General features: G+C 64.8%; 17 protein-coding genes. 8 read left to right on the top strand and 9 right to left on the bottom strand.

All coding sequences use genetic code 11. The annotated features are described in order from the left end of the window. Positions 1-78 precede the first annotated feature (78 nt). Positions 79-1,233 (bottom strand): PA0069 family radical SAM protein, encoded by a 1,155-nt coding sequence (locus DPM35_RS03745; RefSeq protein WP_146767914.1) that lies wholly within the window; start codon positions 1,231-1,233, stop codon positions 79-81. A gap of 149 nt (positions 1,234-1,382) precedes the next feature. Between DPM35_RS03745 and DPM35_RS03740 the strand changes: the two genes are divergently transcribed. Continuing rightward, entirely contained in the window at positions 1,383-1,886 is a 504-nt protein-coding gene (locus tag DPM35_RS03740; RefSeq protein WP_112125945.1) for a glycosyltransferase, read from the top strand. A 12-nt stretch (positions 1,887-1,898) separates the two neighbouring features. On the opposite strand, the gene moaB is transcribed toward DPM35_RS03740, so the two are convergent. The 6 genes from moaB to DPM35_RS03710 form a co-directional block, all read right to left on the bottom strand. Continuing rightward, complete coding sequence (gene moaB, locus DPM35_RS03735) at positions 1,899-2,456, bottom strand: molybdenum cofactor biosynthesis protein B (protein WP_112125944.1); 558 nt, start codon at positions 2,454-2,456, stop codon at positions 1,899-1,901. Beyond that, entirely contained in the window at positions 2,443-3,336 is an 894-nt protein-coding gene (locus DPM35_RS03730) for a 4-(cytidine 5'-diphospho)-2-C-methyl-D-erythritol kinase (protein ID WP_112125943.1), read from the bottom strand. Before DPM35_RS03730 ends, moaB begins: the two co-directional genes overlap by 14 nt. A gap of 25 nt (positions 3,337-3,361) precedes the next feature. Then, positions 3,362-3,547 (bottom strand): membrane protein, encoded by a 186-nt coding sequence (locus DPM35_RS03725; RefSeq protein WP_027164591.1) that lies wholly within the window; start codon positions 3,545-3,547, stop codon positions 3,362-3,364. A gap of 84 nt (positions 3,548-3,631) precedes the next feature. Then, entirely contained in the window at positions 3,632-4,489 is an 858-nt protein-coding gene (locus DPM35_RS03720) for a S49 family peptidase (RefSeq protein WP_112125942.1), read from the bottom strand. Positions 4,490-4,625: 136 nt separating this feature from the next. Continuing rightward, positions 4,626-5,417, bottom strand: a complete 792-nt coding sequence (locus DPM35_RS03715) for a tRNA1(Val) (adenine(37)-N6)-methyltransferase (protein ID WP_112125941.1) — start codon at positions 5,415-5,417, stop codon at positions 4,626-4,628. Then, on the bottom strand, positions 5,417-5,641 hold the full coding sequence (locus DPM35_RS03710) for a putative signal transducing protein (protein WP_040991013.1): 225 nt from the start codon (positions 5,639-5,641) through the stop codon (positions 5,417-5,419). The genes DPM35_RS03715 and DPM35_RS03710 overlap by 1 nt, the downstream gene beginning before the upstream one ends. 176 nt (positions 5,642-5,817) lie before the next feature. Here DPM35_RS03710 and DPM35_RS03705 point away from each other — a divergent pair, with 176 nt between their 5' ends. The 5 genes from DPM35_RS03705 (at position 5,818) to DPM35_RS03685 (ending at position 10,940) form a co-directional block, all read left to right on the top strand. Next, positions 5,818-6,831, top strand: a complete 1,014-nt coding sequence (locus DPM35_RS03705; protein WP_112125940.1) for a polyprenyl synthetase family protein — start codon at positions 5,818-5,820, stop codon at positions 6,829-6,831. 105 nt (positions 6,832-6,936) lie between these two features. Continuing rightward, positions 6,937-7,602 carry a GntR family transcriptional regulator gene (locus DPM35_RS03700; RefSeq protein ID WP_112125939.1) on the top strand — a complete coding sequence of 222 codons (666 nt, stop codon included), beginning with the start codon at positions 6,937-6,939 and terminating at the stop codon, positions 7,600-7,602. A gap of 325 nt (positions 7,603-7,927) precedes the next feature. Next, the gene (locus tag DPM35_RS03695) at positions 7,928-8,518 is read left to right on the top strand and encodes a biotin transporter BioY (protein WP_112126232.1); all 591 of its coding nucleotides are present in this window, start codon (positions 7,928-7,930) and stop codon (positions 8,516-8,518) included. Between the two features lie 34 nt (positions 8,519-8,552). Continuing rightward, positions 8,553-8,969, top strand: a complete 417-nt coding sequence (locus DPM35_RS03690) for a DUF1284 domain-containing protein (RefSeq protein WP_112125938.1) — start codon at positions 8,553-8,555, stop codon at positions 8,967-8,969. A 195-nt stretch (positions 8,970-9,164) separates the two neighbouring features. Next, on the top strand, positions 9,165-10,940 hold the full coding sequence (locus tag DPM35_RS03685; RefSeq protein WP_112125937.1) for a tetratricopeptide repeat protein: 1,776 nt from the start codon (positions 9,165-9,167) through the stop codon (positions 10,938-10,940). 49 nt (positions 10,941-10,989) lie between these two features. Here DPM35_RS03685 and DPM35_RS03680 read toward each other — a convergent pair whose 3' ends face one another. Then, positions 10,990-11,451: a GNAT family N-acetyltransferase gene (locus tag DPM35_RS03680; protein ID WP_112125936.1), complete on the bottom strand. Its 462-nt coding sequence runs from the start codon at positions 11,449-11,451 to the stop codon at positions 10,990-10,992. Between the two features lie 192 nt (positions 11,452-11,643). Between DPM35_RS03680 and DPM35_RS03675 the strand changes: the two genes are divergently transcribed. Then, the gene (locus DPM35_RS03675; RefSeq protein ID WP_181591928.1) at positions 11,644-12,567 is read left to right on the top strand and encodes a glycine--tRNA ligase subunit alpha; all 924 of its coding nucleotides are present in this window, start codon (positions 11,644-11,646) and stop codon (positions 12,565-12,567) included. A 99-nt stretch (positions 12,568-12,666) separates the two neighbouring features. Here the strand turns inward: DPM35_RS03675 and DPM35_RS03670 are convergent, their stop codons facing one another. After that, positions 12,667-12,849, bottom strand: coding sequence for a hypothetical protein (locus tag DPM35_RS03670; RefSeq protein WP_112125934.1), 183 nt, complete (start codon positions 12,847-12,849; stop codon positions 12,667-12,669). Positions 12,850-13,102: 253 nt separating this feature from the next. Between DPM35_RS03670 and DPM35_RS03665 the strand changes: the two genes are divergently transcribed. Beyond that, positions 13,103-13,504 (top strand): endonuclease domain-containing protein, encoded by a 402-nt coding sequence (locus DPM35_RS03665; RefSeq protein ID WP_112126231.1) that lies wholly within the window; start codon positions 13,103-13,105, stop codon positions 13,502-13,504. The last annotated feature ends 4 nt before the right edge of the window (positions 13,505-13,508 follow it).

Genomic DNA, 13,508 nt, shown 5'->3' with positions numbered 1-13,508 from the left:
GAAACAAGTAGCAATCCCAGACGGAAAACCGCTTTGCCTGGAACTGCTTGGCGCCGGCGGTCACGGCCGGCGTCCTCTTCAAAGCAGCATCAGCTGCTCACCGGCGCCGGCGCCTGCGACGAATTGATCGATCCGAAGCTGCCGCCGCTCGACATTGAGACCGAGCCGCTTGGCCGCGATCTCGAAGCGCCGGCCGATCTGCCAGGCATAGGGTCCGGCGCCTTTCATGCGCTTGCCCCATTCGGAATCATAATCCTTGCCGTCGCGCATCGAACGGATCAGCGACATCACATGCCGGTAGCGATCCGGATAATGTCGCAACAGCCAATCCTTGAAGATCGGCGCCACTTCGAGCGGCAGGCGCAGGATGACGTATCCGGCCTCCCGGGCGCCGGCGGCGCGGGCCGAATCGAGAATGCGCTCCATCTCCGGATCGTTGAGGCCGGGAATGATCGGCGCCACCATCACGGAGGCCGGAATGCCGGCGTCCGACAATTGCCTGATCGCCTCCAGCCGCTTCGTCGGGGTCGACGCGCGCGGCTCCATGGTGCGGGCCAGCATGCGGTCCATCGTCGTCACCGACAGCGCCACCTTGGCAAGGCCACGCTCGGCCATGCGCGAAAGGATGTCGATGTCGCGCGTCACCAGCGCCGACTTCGTCACGATGCCGACCGGGTGTCCGCGCGCCTCCAGCACCTCGAGGATCTCGCGCATGATCCGGTACTGCTTCTCGATCGGCTGATAGGGATCGGTGTTGGTGCCGATGGCGATGGTGCGCGGCTGGTAGCCCGGCTTCGACAATTCCCGGTCCAGCATGCGCGCCGCATCCGGCTTGGCGAACAGCTTCGATTCGAAATCCAGCCCCGGCGACAGGCCCATGAAGGAATGCGTCGGCCTGGCGAAGCAATAGACGCAGCCATGCTCGCAGCCGCGATAGGGATTGATCGAACGGTCGAAGGAAATGTCGGGCGACTCGTTGCGGGTGATGATTGTGCGCGGCTTCTCGACCTGCACTTCGGTCTTGAAGGGCGGCAGCTCCTCGAGCGAGTTCCAGCCGTCGTCGAACACATGCCGGCTGACCGGCTCGAAGCGGCCGGACGGGTTGATGCCGGCCGAGCGGCCGCGATTGCGGTCGGGCCGCACGCGCATGCCGCTCTGCTCGATCATCGCGTTCGCCATCTCGGCTCTGCCTGCTCCGAAAGCGGCAATGTCGGCGCGTACGATCTGTTCCATTTTCGCCCTTTCCCAGGGACTGTCGGCAGGCTGTCGAATCGCTCTGTTCATGAAACTATTCCTATTTTGCCGATGAGAACAAAGCAAGAACTTTTTCGCTTGGGGCGCGCAACTGGCGCATCGCCGCACTTTCCGCTATTCGGCTAGGCATGCTCAGCGTTCTCATCGAGACCCGGAACGACGAAGAGGGACTTGCCCGCACGCTCGCCTCGCTGGTCGGCGGCGCGGTCGAGGGCGTCGTGCGCGACGTCATCGTCTGCGATCAAGGCTCGACCGACCAGACGCATCGGGTGGCCGAGCATGCCGGCTGTCATTACGTGAGCGGTGGCATCGGCGCCGGCATCGGCCAAGCCAAGGGCGACTGGCTGCTGCTTCTGGAACCCGGCGCCCGGCTCGCCGAAGGCTGGATCGACGAAGTCGTCGCCCACACGGCGAAGCAAACCATGCCGGCGCGTTTCTCACGCGCCCGCGCCGATCGCGCGCCCTTCCTGGCTCGCGTCTTTTCGGGCAATCGTGCGCTGGCCGAAGGTCTCGTCGTCAGCAAGCGCCAGGCGTCCGCTCTGGCAAAGAGCGCGCGCAGCGCGGAAGCCTTGGCTAGGGGTCTCGCGACCAGGCGGTTGAACGCCGAAATCTGGGTCGCGCCGCCGAAGTGACGCCTGCGTCCCTTACGAAGTGGGCTTGCCGCCGCGCCGAAGATGCTCGTCCAGCCGCGGCATGATCTCGACGAAGTTACAGGGCATATGACGGTAGTCGAGCTGCGCCTTGATGATGCCGTCCCAGGCGTCCTTGCAGGCGCCGGGCGAGCCCGGCAGCACAAAGACGAAGGTGGCGTTGACGACGCCGCCGGTTGCCCGGCTCTGGATCGTCGAGGTGCCGATCTTGTCATAGGAGATGCGGTGGAAGACTTCCGAAAAGCCGTCCATGCGCTTTTCGAAGATCGGTTCCAGCGCTTCCGGCGTCACGTCGCGGCCGGTGAAGCCGGTGCCGCCGGTGGTGATGACGACGTCGATATTGTCGTCCTTCGACCAGCCGAGAACTTTGTCGCGGATCTTTTCGCGGTCGTCGGTAACGATGTCCCGCGCGGCAAGCGTATGGCCGGCTTGCGCGATCCGGTCGGCCAGCGTCTGGCCGGATTTGTCGTCGGCAAGGCTGCGCGTGTCGGAGACGGTCAGCACCGCGATGCGCACCGGAATGAAGGGCCGGCTCTCGTCAAGCTTCGCCATCGGTGACCTCCATGCTGCGCGTCGCTGCGACAAACCAATCGGGATGGCGGGCGCGGATCTCGATTGCCGCGCGCTTGGCCACATTGCCGGTCTCGAACAGGCCGAAGCAGGTGGCGCCGGAGCCCGACATGCGCGCGAAGGCGGCGTCGGCGCGTTTGAGCGCTTTGAGCGCCTCGCCGACGGCGGGCTGAATGGCCTGAGCGGCGCCTTCGAGATCGTTGCGGGTCGTCTCCAGCCAGTTGCGGACGGCGTGAAAGTCGAGTCGCCTTGGCAGCGGCGGCAGCGCCTCATTGTCGCGACGGGAGAGCGCCTTGAACACGTCCGGTGTCGAGACCGCGACGCCCGGATTGACCAGGACGAGACCAAGCGCCGGAAACGCGGAGAGCGGCGACACCTCATCGCCTATGCCGCGCGCGACCAGCGGCTTCGACTTCAGGCACATCGGCAGGTCGGCGCCGAGCGAAAGCCCGATCCGCGCCAGCGAAGTGTCGTCGATATCGAGCTTCCAGAGGCGTGCGAGGCCATTGAGCGCGGCCGCCGCGTCGCTCGATCCGCCGCCGACGCCCGAGGCGACCGGCAGGTTCTTCTCCAGCCTGATGGCGACGGGCGGCGTGCGCTGCGCGCCGGCTTCCCGGCGCAGGACATCGCGCGCCTTCACCACCAGATTGCCGTCGTCGAGCGGCAGGCCGGCGGCATAGCGGCCGGATACGGAGAACTCGTCATGCTCCGCCGGCTCGATTTCCAGCCGGTCGCCGAAGCGTGTGAATACGGCAAGGCTGTCGATGAGATGATAGCCGTCGTCGCGCTGTCCGATGACATGCAGCGCCAGGTTGATCTTGGCCGGCGCCAGCCACGTCCGGACCTCTGTGCCGGGCTCCAGGATGTCGGCTGCTGGCGAGATGGCTTCAGTCCTTGGCGAGACGATATTCGCCGGTCTTGGGATCCTTGACCAGCGTGCCCATCGTGCCGTTCGCCGCCTGCTTCTCGGTACGCCGGATCTTGGCCGTCACGCGTTCAGCCTCGCGCACGAAGGCGCGGTAGCCAAAGTAAGCGGCGGCGCCGACAACAGCGAAGAAAATGATCTGCGGCATGTCCAAACTCCTCCCGCGTTCTCGCGGCAAGGCCGGCCGAATGGGCTCGGTCAAGCGATAATGCTATCCGCAATCATGGCTTTTTCAAAGCCCGAAGCGCGCCCACAGCGCGCGCTCTTCCGCCGCATCGAGGATGCCGTTTGCGGCCGCCGCGGCGATATCGGGCGCTGCGAAGCGCGAGCCGAACAGGCCGAAACGGCCAAACAGGCCGCGCGGCGCGGTGATCAGCTTGAGCTGCGTCTTGTCGCCGAAACGGGTCTTGAGCACGCTGCGCATATCGCCCAGCGCATCGACCAGACCGAGCTCCAGGCCCTTCTTCGCGGTCCAGAACAGGCCGGTGAACAGGTCGGGGTCGTCTTTCAGCTTCGAGCCGCGCCGCTCCTTGACGAGGTCGATAAAGGTCTCGTGCACTTCGAGCTGCAGCGCCTTCAGCCGCTCCACGTCTTCCTTCTTCTCGGGCTTGAACGGATCGAGCACGGCCTTGTTCTGCCCGGCGGTGTGGACGCGCCGCTCGACGCCGATCTTCTTCATCAACTCGGGGAAGCCGAAGGAGGCGGAGACCACGCCAATCGAGCCGACGATCGAGGACGGGTCGGCGAAGATCTCGTCGCCGGCGACCGCGATCATGTAGCCGCCGGAAGCCGCGACATCCTCGACGAAGACCAGCACCTTCTTGTTCTTTTCCGCCGCCAGGTCGCGGATGCGCTTGAAGATCAGCCGCGACTGCACCGGCGAGCCGCCCGGCGAGTTGATCGAGATGGCGACCGCCGGCGCGTCGAAGCCGAACGCCTTTTCGATGAGGCCGGCCGTCGAGGCAAGCGACAGGCTCGGCCGGAACTGCCCGCCGCCGGGCATGATCGCGCCTTGCAGCCGGATGACCGGAATGGTGACGACAGTCGAGCGCCAGGACTTCGGAAGCAGGCGGTTGAAGAGGCGTTTCACGAGGGAATGTCTCCGGTGGAATGCAAAGAAGCAAGATGAGTTCAGTTAAGTCGGTAATGTCTCTCAGGCGACGTCATCTTGCTTTGGGATGTAGGAATTCGCCGCCCAACGGCAATGGCGCATAGTGCGGCCAGGATCAATCGCCGAACAGCGATGCCAGACCGTTATTGATCATTTCTGTCCGTTCCGTCGGCTCGTTGCCGGATGGCCCGTGCAAGGTGAGCGGCGGGCGGATCGACAATTTGCCGCGCGCGCCGAGCGCCGCCCTCACGACGATCCGGATCGCCGCCGCGTCCGGGCGCGGATGCACGCACAGCAATTCGGCATCGCCGAAGCGCCCTTCGATCGCATCGAGAATGGCAACCAGCTGCTCGGGCCGCGCGATGACAGCCAGCCCGCCGCGCGGCCTGGCGACGGCGGCGGCACTCCTGATCCAGCTTTCGAACAGCCCATCGTCCGCCACATGCGCCTGCCGGCGCAGCGCGTCGGGCGTCGAGCGGTCCTCGGGCGCGTTGAAAGGCGGGTTCATGACGACGAAGTCGAAGGAATTGTCGGCAAGCCCGGCCTCGGCGCGCGCCCGGCCGGTCAGCGTCACGTCGGCCGTCAGCACCGAGGCGCGGTCGCCGAGATGCGCATTGCCGGGATGCGACAGCGTGGCGGCGGCGAACCCCGCCATTTCGACGGAGCGCTCGACGAGCACGGCCAGTGCCGCCGGGCAGCGCGACAGGACGGCAAGGGCGGCGGCACCAGCGCCGGCGCCGAAATCGGCGAGCCGGCCGGAAAAGCCGGACGGCACGGCGGCCGCCAACATCATGGCGTCCATGCCGGCGCGATGGCCGCCGCGGCTCGGCTGCACCAGCCAGAAGCGGCCGCGATGGAAGGCATCGACCGTGTGCGCCGGGGTATCTGGGGCGATCGTCGCTGCCATTATTTCTGGCGGATCTCGTTTTCGATGCCGGCATCCTTGAGGATGCGGCGCGCCACGTCGGCCTTGTCGGCGTCGACCATGACACGCTTCTGCAAAAGGCCGATCGACCCTTCGAGCACGCTCATATTCTGGTCGGCGACGAAACAGGCGATGCCGGCGTCGCGCATCAGCGATTCGACAAAGGAGATCACGACGGCGTCATTGGTGCGGACAAGCTCGATCATGGAACGAAAATCGCAGGTTGTGGCGTTCGTGTAAACGTGCGGGTGGACACAGCGTCGGCAGAGCGCGCCAATTCGCCTCTTGCCGTGCCCGGTTGTGCCGCCCTAGAGTCGAGCCGGGACTAAGGGTGTCGTGGTGCGCGCTGCTCGTGCGCGTCAAATAGACGGGAGTTGTCGTGGTGGGTGTCGTTCTCAACATCGAAGGCAAGCGGGAACCCGCTTCCATCAAGGATCTGATCGATCTGACGGCCGTCGACATGGGGAGGGTCAACGAGCTGATCCTGTCCAAGGCCGGCTCCGACGTCGAGATGATCCCGGAGATCGCCAACCACCTGATCTCTTCCGGCGGCAAGCGGCTGAGGCCCATGCTGACGCTGGCCGCCGCGCAGATGTTCGGCTATTCGGGCGAAGGCCATGTCAAGCTGGCCACCGCCGTCGAGTTCATGCACACGGCGACGCTTCTGCATGACGACGTGGTCGACGAGAGCGCGCTGCGCCGCGGCAAGAAGACGGCACGCATGATCTGGGGCAACCAGGCGAGCGTGCTGGTCGGCGATTTCCTGCTCGGCCAGGCTTTCCGCATGATGGTCGAGGTCGGCTCGCTGGAAGCCCTCGACATCCTGTCGGCCGCCGCCTCCATCATCGCCGAAGGCGAGGTGATGCAGCTTGCCGCCGCCAAGAACCTCGATACCACCGAGGACGAGCATTTCGCCGTCATCAAGGCCAAGACCGCGGCGCTGTTTTCGGCCGCCGCCGAAGTCGGGCCGGTGATCGCCCAGGCCTCGCGCACTGACCGCGCCGCGCTGCGCTCCTACGGCATGAATCTCGGTCTCGCATTCCAGCTCATCGACGACGCGCTTGATTACGGCGGCTCCAGCAAGGATCTCGGCAAGAATGTCGGCGACGATTTCCGCGAAGGCAAGGTGACGCTGCCGGTGATCCTCGCCTACCGGCGCGGCACCAAGGCCGAGCGGACCTTCTGGAAGCGCGCCATCGAGGAAAACGTCACCGACGATGCCGGGCTGGAAAAGGCGATCGGCCTGATGGCCCGCCACGGCGCCATCGCCGACACGATCGGCCGCGCCCGCCATTTCGGCGAGATCGCCCGGGACGCGCTGGCGCCGCTGGAGGCGACGCCGCAGAAGTCGGCGCTGATCGACGTCATCGATTTCTGCATCAGCCGCGTCAACTGAGGCTGCGGGCCTCCCTGCGCCTGCTTGGCTGATGCCGGGCAGGGCGCTTGCGAATCCCGGTCGGCCGTCTCGACAAAGGGTGGCCCGGCAAATTATCTATAAAATATGGCCAGCACAGAAGACACGATCGCCGTCCGCATCAGCAAGGAACTGGCGGACCGCATCATTTCGGGCGCGATCGAGCCCGGGTCGCGGCTGCGCCAGGACCATGTCGCCGAGGAGTTCAACACCAGCCACGTCCCGGTGCGCGAGGCCTTTCGCCGCCTGGAGGCTCAAGGCCTGGCGATCAGCGAGCCTAGGCGCGGCGTGCGGGTCGCCTCTTTCGATCTCGGCGAGGTCAGGGAAGTGGCCGAGATGCGCGCCGCGCTGGAAGTGTTGGCGCTGCGCCATGCCGCGCCGCATCTGACCGCGTCGATCCTCGACCAGGCCGAGGAAGCGACCAAGGCCGGCGACAAATCCCGCGACGTGCGCTCCTGGGAAGAGGCTAACCGCACCTTCCACCGGCTGATCCTGGCGCCCTGCAACATGCCGCGCCTGCTCTCCACCATCGACGACCTGCATGCGGCGAGCGCGCGCTTCCTCTTCGCGGCCTGGCGCTCGGAATGGGAGACCCGCACCGACCAGGATCACCGCGCGATCCTGACCGCGCTCCGGCAAGGCAACACCGAATCGGCCGCCGCGACGCTCGGCCGCCACGTCCAGTGGATCGGCCAGAAGCCGGTCAAGACCGCTTCCGGCAGGACCCGCGACGCCTTCGCCATCGTGGGGTAGTGACGGGCGATTTGGCAATTAGCCGAGGTCTCTCAACCGCGTCATTCCAGGGCGGAGCAAGGAGCGAAGCGACGCGCGCAGACCCTGGAATCCATGCCGTTACCTTCGCCGAAAAATAGAGGCGGTGCAGAACATAGCGCCGTTCGGCACCGTCCTGACGCCCATACGTCACGAGCATGGATCCTCGGGTCTCGGCGTCCGCTTCGCTTCCGCGCCGCCCGTGGATGACGAACCTGCGGGCTTGCCATCCGCTTCAAAATATGGATTCGATAATAGATCGAACGAAGAAATTATCTATAATTTCAATCCAGCCAGGGAAGACACCGTGACCAACGCAACCGTTTCGACCCAAAAACCCTCCTTCAGCCCGCTGCGGCTGCACAGCCGTTCGCTCGCCTGGCAGATCGGCGCCGTCATTTTCGGCTCGCTGTTCCTGGCGCTGTCCTCCTATATTGAGGTGCCGATGGTGCCGGTTCCGGTGACCATGCAGACCTTCGCCGTCACACTGGTCGGCGCGCTCTACGGCTGGCGCTTCGGGGCGCTCACCATCGCTGCATGGCTGGTCGAAGGCGCGGCAGGGTTTCCTGTGCTGGCGGGCGGTGCCGCCGGTGTGCAGCATTTTGTCGGTCCGACCGGCGGCTATCTCTTCTCGTTCCCGGTCGTCGGCGCCGTCGTCGGCTGGCTGGCCGAACGCGGCTGGAACGGCAAGCGCGTCTTGCTTGCCTTCGCCGCCATGGTCATCGGCAACCTGCTCTGCCTGGTTCTGGGCACAGCCTGGCTTGCCGTCATGATTGGCGCCGAGAAAGCCATCACCTTCGGCTTCCTGCCTTTCATCGTCGGCGGTCTGCTCAAGTCGGCGCTGGGCGCGGCGACGCTGAAGCTGTTTTCGGGCAACCGGCCGGCCGATCCCCGGTAAGCCGCCGGGCGGATAACCGATCCCGGGAAACAGGATGACCGTCAGGCTGCGCGCCCATCATCTGCTTTGCCTGCTGACCTATGTCGGCAAGGGCTACTCGCCGGCCTTCACCGTCAACTACGACGTTGTGGTGAAGCGCCTGGCCGGCGGCGAGGATATTTTGATCGTTTCCGGTCCGGACGACATCTGCGCCCCGCTGCTGGATGAATCCGACCCGCATTGCCTGGGCGAAAGCGCTGCCGGGCGGGACGACATCGCGGCTCGTGATGTCGCCGGTCTTCTCAGCCGGCCGCTCCCGCCCGGCGCCCGGATCGAGCTCGATGCCCCGACGCTCGCGCGCATGCGCGAGGCCTTTTCATCCGGCCTGACGCGCAAGGCGTGCCCGGGCTGCGGGTGGTTCGAGCTGTGCGGCGCGGTCGCGGCCAACGGCTTTCGCGGAACACGCCTTTAGATCGCTTATGTCGAAATTCAGCCGCCGATCCGCATATTTTCGCTGACTGGCATCGTTTGTTAAGCGGGATGATTGGATTGTGATTCGCTTGCCGATTGAAGCCTGACCGCAAAAAGGCCATGCTTTGACCGGAAAAGTTCGAGTCTGTGGGGCGGTCCTCCAAGGGCGGGATCGCATCTGGCTGAAAGGGATACGATGCGGCAAGGACGTGCGCGCTGGCTGACGAGGCTGGCATTTTTGACCGGAGCGGCGCTTTGGGTGCTGCCGGTCCAGGCCAAGGAAGAAGCCAAACCGCTGCAGATCACGTCTTTCTCGGGCGCCTATCTTGCGGCCCATATCGCCGAAAGCGACAACGACCTCGACGACGCGATCGCCTATTACAAGCAGGCGCTGGCTTTTGCCCCCGACGACAAGGAGCTGCAGCAAAGCCTGATGCTGGCGCTTGTCTCGCAGGGCCGTTTCGAGGAATCGCTGGTCTATGCCGACAAGCTGAAGGAAGTGCCCGATGTCGAGCGCTTCTCGCGCCTGGCGTTGGCGGTCGATTCCTTCAACAAGAAGGACTTCGCCAAGGCGCAGTACTGGCTGAAGCTGTCGCTCGAATCCGACCTCGACCGGTTGCTCTCCGGCGTCATGGACGGTTGGGCCAGGCAGGGTGCCGGCAATGCGTCCGAGGCCATGGATGCCATCGACAAGCTGAAAGGCCCCGATTGGTTCGGCCTGTTCAAGTCGTTCCACCGCGCGCTGATCGCCGATGCCGCCGGCCTCGGCGACAAGGCCGATGCGATCTACGCCGCCACCTTGGCCGACACCGCGGCCGGCGGCTCCGCGCCCGAAACCTGGATGCGCAATGCCCAGGCCTATGCCTCCTTCCTTGCCCGCAAGGGCGACAAGTCGAAGGCTGAGGCGGTGCTGAACCAGGCGGAAGCCTTCGCGCCGGGCAAGCTTGAGATCACCACGCTGCGCGACCGCATCGCCAAGGGCGACAAGATCGAGCCGCTGGTCGCCAGCCCGGCCGACGGCGCGTCCGAAATCCTGCTCGACCTTGCCACCGCGCTCAACCGCGGCGGTGGCGAGCCTTTCGTGCGGCTTTACCTGCAATACGCGCTGGCGCTGAAGCCGGACAGCGACGCCGCGCTGGTGCAGCTTGCCGCCGTTGCCGAGCAGCTGAAGGATGGCGAGGGCGCGGTAGCGCTCTACCGCCGCATTCCGGACTCCTCGCCGCTGAAAGAGCTCTCCGACCTGCAGATCGGCCTCAACCTTGCCGATCTCGACAAGCATGACGAGGCGATTTCCCACCTCAAGGCCTATCTCGACAAGCACCCGGACGACATGCGCGCCTATCTGGCGCTTGGCGGTGTCTATGGCTCGAAGGAAGATTTCCGCTCGGCGGCCGATCTCTACGACAAGGCCGTCGAGCAGTTGAAGACGCCGACCGCCGCCAACTGGAACATCTTCTACCAGCGCGGCATCGCCTATGAGCGGCTGAAGGAATGGCCGAAGGCCGAACCCAATTTCCGCAAGGCACTGGAGCTGCAGCCCGACCAGCCGCAGGTCATGAACTATCTCGGCTATTCCTGGGTCGACATGAACATGAACCTCAAGGAAGGCCTGGCGATGATCCAGAAGGCCGTGGATCTGCGGCCGAATGACGGCTACATCGTCGATTCGCTGGGCTGGGCCTATTTCCGCATGGGCCGCTTCGACGACGCCGTGCGCGAGATGGAGCGCGCCGTCTCCCTGAAGCCGGAGGATCCGGTCCTGAACGACCATCTCGGCGACGCCTACTGGCGCGTCGGCCGCAAGCTCGAGGCCACCTATCAGTGGACCCAGGCGCGCGACCTGAAGCCCGATCCGGATGTGCTCGCCACCTTGCAGCAGAAGCTGCTCAAGGGCCTGCCGCCGATCGAATCCAACACCGCGCAGGAAACCCCGAAGGTGAAACCGGACCCGACGCCCGCGCCGAAGGGCTGAGCGTTGCGCTATTGATTCTGGCGGGGCCCTTCGGGGCCCCGTGGCATTTTCAGAACATCTTTCGGTAGACGACGAACCCGGACTTCTCGCCGACGTTGTCGTAGAGCTGCATCGCGGTGTGGTTCGTCTCATGCGTCAGCCAATAGACGCGGTTCGCGCCCGCTTGGCTGGCGCGATCGTAGACGCCTTCGATCAGCGCCCGGCCGACGCCCTGGCCGCGCGCGGCTTGCGTGGTGAAGAGATCCTGCAGATAGCAACTCGGCGCGATCGATGTCGTCGAGCGATGATAGAGATAATGCACGAGGCCAAGCAGGTTGCCTTCGCGCTCGGCCACCAGCGCATGCACCGGCTCATAAGCGTCGAAGAAACGCGACCAGGTCATCTGCGTGATCTCGCCGGCAAGCGCCGTCGGGCCGGAGCGCCCGTAAAACGCGTTGTAGCCGTCCCAGAGCGGCAGCCACTGTTCGTAGTCCTGCCTTGTGACAGGGCGGACGGTAAGTTGACCGGACATGGCGAAACCTCTGTCATTGACATGGAACGGAGCAAACGGCGACCCACGCCCGACGGCAATGGGCCAGCCTGCCGCAAAGCTTTCCGCCTTGCCGGACGTGAGCCACTGCCTTGACGCTCGCCGGCCCGGCAACTAGGGAAGCGTCATCCTGCGCTTTCCGAGGCCGCCGTGACCATCGAAATTCCCGCCCATATGCATCCCAGCCGCTCCTTCCAGGGGCTGATCCTGACCTTGCACAATTACTGGGCCGACTATGGTTGCCTCATCCTGCAGCCCTACGACATGGAAGTCGGCGCCGGCACTTTCCATCCGGCGACCACCTTGCGCGCGCTGGGCCCGCTGCGCTGGAACGCCGCTTACGTCCAGCCCTCGCGCCGGCCGAAGGACGGCCGCTATGGCGAGAACCCCAACCGGCTGCAGCATTATTACCAGTACCAGGTGATCCTGAAGCCCAATCCGCCGAACCTGCAGGAACTCTATCTCGGCTCGCTCGAAGCGATCGGCGTCGATCCGCTGCTGCATGATATCCGATTCGTCGAGGACGACTGGGAAAGCCCCACGCTTGGCGCCTGGGGGCTTGGCTGGGAGTGCTGGTGCGACGGCATGGAAGTCTCGCAGTTCACCTATTTCCAGCAGGTCTGCGGCATCGAATGCGCGCCGGTGGCGGGCGAGCTGACCTACGGGCTGGAGCGGCTCGCCATGTATGTGCAGGGTGTCGACAATGTCTACGACCTGAACTTCAACGGCCGCGAGGGTGCCGAGAAGGTCACCTACGGCGACGTCTTCCTGCAGGCCGAGCAGGAATATTCGCGCCACAACTTCGAATTCGCCAACACCGCGATGCTGCTGAGGCACTTCGAGGACGCCGAGGCCGAGTGCAAGGCGCTGCTCGATGCCGGCACGCCGAGGCCGAGCGACAATCTGGCCATGCACCGCATGGTCTTTCCGGCCTACGACCAGTGCATCAAGGCAAGCCACGTCTTCAACCTGCTCGACGCGCGCGGCGTGATCTCGGTCACCGAGCGGCAAAGCTATATCCTGCGCGTGCGCAACCTGGCCAAGGCGTGCGGCGAGGCGTTCCTCAAGACGCGGGCGGGCGGGCTGGCGGCGGCTTAATGCATGTCGCCCAGAAGTGTGCAGCGGTTCTGGGACAACGACATGCATCAAAACAAAGACTTAAGCGCGTCGCCTGAATCCGGTTCAGTGCGACGCGCTTTAAGCCGGCACGGCTTTCATGGTCTCGATGGCGGCGCCGGTCGGCAACACGATCTGCGCCGTTGCGCCATCGATCGTGCGCATGGCCTGCCTCACCCCCGGCATCGTGATCACGCCGTGCATCTGGGCGGCGAAGCAGGCGCTGAGCGCCAGGATCTGCAGGGTTCTCGATGCCGTCTTCATCGTCGTTCAGCCAATAGGTCTCTGCCTGAGCGTGTGTCGCTTCAGCGCTGCATTCGGTTCATGGGAAGGTCTGCTCCAAGGACGAGCGGCTTCGCTGCGTCCCGACAGCCGCTTGAAAATTCCGTGAAATCGCTTGAAGAGGCGATCTGCTAGCGGGGTGACAGCGGCCGGCCGAGTTGCTATGCGCTCTTACCTCCCCCTTGATGGGGGAGGTCGCCGCGAAGCGGCGGGTGGGGGTGACTGGCGCTTCCCTATGCCAAAACTTGACCGTTTCAAGTTGCAGTCCGCACGAAGGCTTCGCGCCTCGATGACGGACGAAGAGCGACTGCTGTGGCGGCACGTGTGGCGCATGCCGGTCGAAGGGACACATTTTCGCCGACAGGCGTCTGTGGGCGCCTATTACCCCGACTTCTTATCCCATCGGCTGAAATTGATTATCGAGGTGGATGGCTCCCACCACAGTGCCGATGATCAACTTCGTCATGATGAAGTTCGAACACGATGGTTTGAAAGCCAGGGCTATCGCGTCGTCCGCTTCTGGAACCATGAGATAAAAAACGAACTGGATTCCGTGCTCGATACAATTTATGCGGCGGTGGAAGAACGGAAATCACACCTGCATCTGCGCGATGGTGCCGAAGGTACTGGCGGCTGAGAGG

Origin of the sequence: Mesorhizobium atlanticum (genome assembly GCF_003289965.1) — a bacterium.
GTDB lineage: Bacteria > Pseudomonadota > Alphaproteobacteria > Rhizobiales > Rhizobiaceae > Mesorhizobium > Mesorhizobium atlanticum.
This window is presented reverse-complemented; position numbering and strand designations above follow the sequence as displayed.

Coding starts and splice junctions, on each gene's coding strand:
- DPM35_RS03745 (WP_146767914.1), bottom strand. CDS start 1,233: ATGGAACAGATCGTACGCGCCGACATTGCCGCTTTCGGAGCAGGCAGA.
- DPM35_RS03740 (WP_112125945.1), top strand. CDS start 1,383: ATGCTCAGCGTTCTCATCGAGACCCGGAACGACGAAGAGGGACTTGCC.
- moaB (WP_112125944.1), bottom strand. CDS start 2,456: ATGGCGAAGCTTGACGAGAGCCGGCCCTTCATTCCGGTGCGCATCGCG.
- DPM35_RS03725 (WP_027164591.1), bottom strand. CDS start 3,547: ATGCCGCAGATCATTTTCTTCGCTGTTGTCGGCGCCGCCGCTTACTTT.
- DPM35_RS03715 (WP_112125941.1), bottom strand. CDS start 5,417: ATGGCAGCGACGATCGCCCCAGATACCCCGGCGCACACGGTCGATGCC.
- DPM35_RS03710 (WP_040991013.1), bottom strand. CDS start 5,641: ATGATCGAGCTTGTCCGCACCAATGACGCCGTCGTGATCTCCTTTGTC.
- DPM35_RS03700 (WP_112125939.1), top strand. CDS start 6,937: ATGGCCAGCACAGAAGACACGATCGCCGTCCGCATCAGCAAGGAACTG.
- DPM35_RS03690 (WP_112125938.1), top strand. CDS start 8,553: ATGACCGTCAGGCTGCGCGCCCATCATCTGCTTTGCCTGCTGACCTAT.
- DPM35_RS03685 (WP_112125937.1), top strand. CDS start 9,165: ATGCGGCAAGGACGTGCGCGCTGGCTGACGAGGCTGGCATTTTTGACC.
- DPM35_RS03680 (WP_112125936.1), bottom strand. CDS start 11,451: ATGTCCGGTCAACTTACCGTCCGCCCTGTCACAAGGCAGGACTACGAA.
- DPM35_RS03675 (WP_181591928.1), top strand. CDS start 11,644: ATGCATCCCAGCCGCTCCTTCCAGGGGCTGATCCTGACCTTGCACAAT.
- DPM35_RS03670 (WP_112125934.1), bottom strand. CDS start 12,849: ATGAAGACGGCATCGAGAACCCTGCAGATCCTGGCGCTCAGCGCCTGC.
- DPM35_RS03665 (WP_112126231.1), top strand. CDS start 13,103: ATGCCAAAACTTGACCGTTTCAAGTTGCAGTCCGCACGAAGGCTTCGC.